The sequence below is a fragment of the Alkalibacterium gilvum genome (genome assembly GCF_900109085.1).
GTDB classification, from domain to species: Bacteria; Bacillota; Bacilli; order Lactobacillales; family Carnobacteriaceae_A; genus Alkalibacterium; species Alkalibacterium gilvum.
Genome location: NZ_FNYW01000069.1, coordinates 1 through 3,721, shown reverse-complemented (window position 1 = coordinate 3,721; position 3,721 = coordinate 1). Strand labels below are relative to the sequence as shown.

The following is a 3,721-nucleotide window of genomic DNA, read 5'->3' as shown; positions in this document are numbered from 1 at the left end:
TTTAAAAGAAGCGGCGCAGACGGTCGGGATCAAAGATAATATCGGGACGCATAGCTTACGGAAAACCTGGGGCTATCATGCCTGGAAAAATGGATTCAATCCCGCGTTAATTATGGAAACCCTCATACACAGCAATCTGGCTGTCACCAAACGTTATTTAGGCATTCGTCAAGACGATATCAATGATTTGTATGGGCAGTTAAATCTATAAATATTCTGAATTGTTTCATAAATAGATTCTATACATGGGAAATGTTTACTTAATTATTTAATAAAAACAAATGATAAATGTAGTAATATGTGAATAGAAACTATTTTTTCTTAACTTGTAATTTCTTTTTAACCAAAATATGAGTAATTGCTGCATGTGTTAGAAAGCTAAATCACAATTTCATAAAGGAGAGAATTAAATGAGAAGCATTCCCAAAATAATTCTAAGTTTTTCTTTCATTTTTTTACTGTATGCTTGCACTAATAGCATTAAGGAAGATGTGAGCGTAAGTAGTATCGATTCTAGCAGAATTGATGGAGGAGCTTTGGCAGAAACGCTTCTTGATATAGAGACTGAGGGAGTATATCAATTAAACACAGACCAAACTAGTTATATTATTTTTAACGGTATCGAAAATGAATATAAAAATGTTGAAGCTGTAACAAGAGACGGGGAGTTGCAAATAATATTTAATAAAGTTGCTTCAAATGAATCCGACAAACAAGTCTATGAGGTAATCCCCTATCCTCTCGAAAATATTGATACCATAAAGTTGATTCAAAATAAAAAGAACATTACTTTTAAAAGCATATTTGTGCGAAATTAATAATCTATCGAGACTATGAAATAAAAGGATATTAATGATCTATATGACTAATTAAATTCGTAGGATGGTAGCCTCTTTACTTTTGTCTAACTCTGTGGTTACTTGCGGATATTGATGATGATGCAATCAATATTATCCTGATTCAAATCAGGCACCGCAAAGATATTTACAAGAAATAAAAAGAACCTTATGAGGTTCTTTTTATTTTACTTAATTTAAGCTAAAATGAGGTAGCAAAACAGGTGACAAAAGACCGACAAAAGGGGTGACAAAAAGGTGACAAAAACTATACGGGCTTTTGCCGATGAATTAGAGGTAACAAAACAAGCAATCCAATATCAAATCAAAAAAATTGATGACCGATATTTAAACAAAAACGATAGTGGCGCCTATTTAATCAGTAAAAAAGGACAGTCATTAATAAAAACAAACATGGGTTTAAACGAAGATTCAGACGATAAAAAGATCGACAAAAGCGACAAAGAGATCGACAAACAAACCGACAAAATTTTGTCGGGTGTTTTGTCGGTAGAAACAATGGATATTTTGCAGAAAGAGCTGGCTGAAAAGAATGAACAGATTGATAAATTACAAGAATTGCTGAAAGAACAACAGAATTTATTAAGCCAGCAGCAACAATTAACCCTGCAATCCAACCGCCAAATCGAACAACTACAACTGGCCTTCACGCAAGAAAATAATGAGCCCGCTGAAACAAAAACAGACGAGCAAAATCCATCCGATCGTGATCAAAAACAGACGGAACATCCTGAATCAAAACAGAAAAAAGGCATATTCAGCCGCCTCTTTAATCGATAAATGGGTACATAAAAAGCCTGGAGTTATCTCCCAGGCTTTTTATCGTTTTGAGTTATGTTTCATCAAGGCGTCATACAGTTCTTTTCTGATTACTGTCATGTGATTTTTCAAGTTGTCAATATCTGCCTGTTCAACGTGCTTGTTTTGTTGCGCCAATCGAGCCACCTGATTAATATTCGCGCCAATTTTATTGACTTCATAAACCAGGTCTCTCAAATTTGTATCGTCATTGATGACGAGGTAGTTATTTAATACCGCGTCACGAATAAAGGCGCTGCGATTGCTTGAACGATACAGCGCAAACCGGTCATTAAACTGAGCGAGCTCTTCATCCGACAAATAGAAATAAAGACGGTTGTCTCGTTCCAGCTTTCTATTTAATTTCACTGACATATAAATTCTCCTTTGCTTTTTTGCATTGCATCTCCTGTTTGAAAAACAGGGAAAGGGACATCGGCTAAAAAAAGGGGCCTGCTTTTTTGAGCGTTCGGGTATTAGGAGGGAACCCCTAACAAGCGGCAAATGGGTACATTTGTCACTGCTTGCTTAAACCTAAAAGAGAGAATAACCGACGAATCCTGTTGTACCTTTTTGACTGACGGTTATTTTTCCTCCGGTCTTTTTTCGTTTCTTTTTTGATCATTGCGATTATTCAGAGTGAAAAAATGACTGTTGTTCACATGAAATAAAATAAATAAATAAATAAAAAACAAACCCAAAAGACCATCTGAAAGTGCTGCGCCTTTATATCCATTTATATATTCCACTATGCCAAACAGAAACAAAAACACTACCGCGGTGATTTGAACATAAGGCATCACCGAAAATGTCGAAAAAATAATAGTCGCCATTACGAAAGGTAAGAAGAGAAAAACGAATCGGCGACGAATCGCTGTTATCTCTGTGCGTTCTAACTCTGTCCATCTTTTTAGCATGATACGACTCCTTTTAAATAATTATTATCGGCGACACCAACGAATAACCCCTTTAAATCTTTTAAATTTACCGATTCTATGCATTTAAACATCTTGAATAGGCAAATATACTCTAACGATTTAAAAGCGCTTAAAACGCCAAAAACAAGCTTTAAAAGATATGCTCTTCTTTACATACTACAACAGGGCCCAAAGACAACATATTGATCATTTTTCTTTAACTCATTATAACGTTTTTATGTCTCCTTTGTCGCACTCAAACGCATAATCTCGCCTATTGCCGGTGATCCCGACCATCTGTATTGTTGCCTATTTCAAACTATGGTATACTAAACATGCGATAACGAAATAACGTCTAGTGGACGACACAAAGCCGCACCTACTGCGAATAGGTGCGGCTTTTTTTGCGTTCGCTGCGATGACGAACGTGTGAGTTAGACAGCAACTTGCACGTTACCGCTAATCCTCTAACCAATGATCAACCAATATTAAAATCAGTCCCACAAATAGTGGTGCGATAACTAACGAAATAACGTCTTGCATGAACAACACCCTCTCTGGGGGCAAGCTGCCATGATTAAACATAACATAGCGGTCGACTATTTGAACAGGTTATCTGTATGAAGATCCATTATTTTTGTTTTTCTGCCCTAGGGTATGTAGGGCTTGCCCTGCACGAACGAAGTGAGCCCATAACAGAGCCGTGCTGCTCAAAAGAACGCGTAAGACGCTGTTTATACTGGTTTTAACCTAAACCCCTGGCTTCCTTAATTACGGAGCGTAGCGACTGTTTTTGAGGGTTTCAATGGTCTACGCTTGCGAAGCAAGGGATCCTTATTTTTTTATGTTTTACTTTTCAAAGGCTTGCGTTAGCAAGGCGTCCTTTTTGTGGTTTGTTTTTGATCTAGTTTTATTCAAATCTGGGAAATAGTTGTTTCTCATTAATATAAAATTTATTTGGTTTAATCATCACGCGCGCGTTTTTTTTATAACTGTTAAGAAACCTGTTATAAGACCTGTTAAAGACCTGTTAGGGGGTAGTTTAGCCCATGGGAGAGTAAGCGTCTCATGGGGGTGCAGGGGACAAAAATGGACACTAAAGGGGACAAAAATGGACACTAAGGGGGACAAAAATGGACACTAAGGGGG

At 36.9% G+C, this 3,721-nt stretch carries 6 protein-coding genes; 3 read left to right on the top strand and 3 right to left on the bottom strand.

Annotated features, from left to right (window positions below):
• The 3 genes from BMX83_RS10435 to BMX83_RS10425 all read left to right on the top strand — a co-directional run.
• Positions 1-211, top strand: a 211-nt coding sequence (locus BMX83_RS10435) for a tyrosine-type recombinase/integrase (protein WP_177170582.1), incomplete at its 5' end; no start/stop codon positions are given.
• A 199-nt stretch (positions 212-410) separates the two neighbouring features.
• Entirely contained in the window at positions 411-818 is a 408-nt protein-coding gene (locus BMX83_RS10430; RefSeq protein ID WP_091636792.1) for a hypothetical protein, read from the top strand.
• Positions 819-1,094: 276 nt separating this feature from the next.
• Entirely contained in the window at positions 1,095-1,637 is a 543-nt protein-coding gene (locus BMX83_RS10425; RefSeq protein ID WP_091636790.1) for a hypothetical protein, read from the top strand.
• A 39-nt stretch (positions 1,638-1,676) separates the two neighbouring features.
• On the opposite strand, the gene BMX83_RS10420 is transcribed toward BMX83_RS10425, so the two are convergent.
• The 3 genes from BMX83_RS10420 to BMX83_RS10830 all read right to left on the bottom strand — a co-directional run bounded on the left by BMX83_RS10420 (position 1,677) and on the right by BMX83_RS10830 (position 3,115).
• Positions 1,677-2,030 (bottom strand): plasmid mobilization protein, encoded by a 354-nt coding sequence (locus BMX83_RS10420; RefSeq protein WP_091636788.1) that lies wholly within the window; start codon positions 2,028-2,030, stop codon positions 1,677-1,679.
• Between the two features lie 209 nt (positions 2,031-2,239).
• A complete protein-coding gene (locus BMX83_RS10415) occupies positions 2,240-2,572 on the bottom strand; it encodes a hypothetical protein (protein WP_091636786.1) in 333 nt (110 codons plus the stop codon).
• Between the two features lie 459 nt (positions 2,573-3,031).
• Positions 3,032-3,115 (bottom strand): type I toxin-antitoxin system Fst family toxin, encoded by an 84-nt coding sequence (locus BMX83_RS10830; RefSeq protein ID WP_143059540.1) that lies wholly within the window; start codon positions 3,113-3,115, stop codon positions 3,032-3,034.
• Positions 3,116-3,721 lie beyond the last annotated feature (606 nt).

Excerpts from the sequence above, each read along its gene's own strand:
- BMX83_RS10415 (WP_091636786.1), bottom strand. The coding sequence starts at position 2,572 with ATGCTAAAAAGATGGACAGAGTTAGAACGCACAGAGATAACAGCGATT.
- BMX83_RS10830 (WP_143059540.1), bottom strand. The coding sequence starts at position 3,115 with ATGCAAGACGTTATTTCGTTAGTTATCGCACCACTATTTGTGGGACTG.
- BMX83_RS10430 (WP_091636792.1), top strand. The coding sequence starts at position 411 with ATGAGAAGCATTCCCAAAATAATTCTAAGTTTTTCTTTCATTTTTTTA.
- BMX83_RS10420 (WP_091636788.1), bottom strand. The coding sequence starts at position 2,030 with ATGTCAGTGAAATTAAATAGAAAGCTGGAACGAGACAACCGTCTTTAT.